Origin of the sequence: Bartonella occidentalis (assembly GCF_037070875.1) — a bacterium.
Lineage (GTDB): Bacteria > Pseudomonadota > Alphaproteobacteria > Rhizobiales > Rhizobiaceae > Bartonella.
In genome coordinates this window covers 1-1230 of sequence record NZ_JAYMZJ010000008.1, presented here as the reverse complement: position 1 = coordinate 1230, position 1230 = coordinate 1, and the positions used below count along the sequence as shown (strand labels likewise).

General features: G+C 43.1%; 1 protein-coding gene. It reads right to left on the bottom strand.

What is annotated here, in order from left to right; genetic code table 11:
- Nucleotides 1-54: 54 nt before the first annotated feature.
- The gene (gene tuf / locus WCP78_RS06260) at nt 55-1230 is read right to left on the bottom strand and encodes an elongation factor Tu (RefSeq protein WP_336279648.1); all 1176 of its coding nucleotides are present in this window, start codon (nt 1228-1230) and stop codon (nt 55-57) included.

Sequence of the window (1230 nt, the reverse complement as noted above, 5' to 3'; positions counted from 1 at the left end):
CCTGTCACGCAAAACGTTTTTAACAAATTAAAGACGCTTTTCAACAACCACTCTTTACTCAATGATCTTAGAAACGATACCTGCACCAACAGTACGACCACCTTCACGAATAGCAAAGCGAAGCTTTTCCTCCATTGCAATCGGAACAATCAGAGAAACATCCATAGCAACGTTATCACCAGGCATAACCATTTCAGTGCCCTCTGGAAGCGCAACAATTCCTGTTACATCTGTAGTACGAAAATAGAATTGAGGACGATAATTCGTGAAAAAAGGAGTATGACGACCACCTTCATCTTTCGTTAAAATATAAGCCTCAGCTTTAAATTTGGTATGCGGAGTAACTGAACCAGGCTTTGCTAAAACCTGACCACGCTCAATTCCTTCACGATCAACACCACGAAGCAGCGCTCCAATATTATCACCTGCTTGACCTTGATCTAAAAGCTTACGGAACATTTCAACACCCGTAACTGTCGTCTTAGAAGTTGGACGAATTCCAATAATTTCAATTTCTTCACCAACTTTAATAACACCACGCTCAACACGACCAGTAACAACCGTACCACGACCAGAAATCGAAAAAACATCCTCAATTGGCATCAAAAATGGCTGATCAACTGGACGCTCTGGTGTCGGTATATAACTATCAACCTCACTCATCAAAAGACGAACCGCATCTTCACCAATGCTCTTATCTGTATCCTCAAGAGCTGCCAACGCAGAACCTTTAACGATCGGTATATCATCTCCTGGAAAATCGTATTTCGATAAAAGCTCCCGAACCTCAAGCTCTACAAGCTCCAAAAGCTCAGCATCATCAACCTGATCAACCTTATTCAGGAAAACAACAATCGCAGGAACACCAACCTGACGCGCCAACAAAATATGCTCACGTGTCTGAGGCATAGGGCCATCAGCGGCAGAAACAACCAAAATTGCACCATCCATCTGCGCTGCCCCAGTAATCATGTTTTTCACATAATCCGCATGACCTGGACAATCAACATGGGCATAGTGTCGATTCTCTGTTTCATATTCAACGTGCGCTGTAGAAATAGTGATCCCCCGTGCACGCTCCTCAGGAGCTGCATCAATTTGCTCATACGCTTTAAATTCACCAAAATATTTCGTGATCGCTGCTGTCAACGAAGTCTTACCATGATCAACATGACCAATCGTACCTATATTAACATGCGGCTTCGTACGTTCAAATTTGCTCTTTGCCAT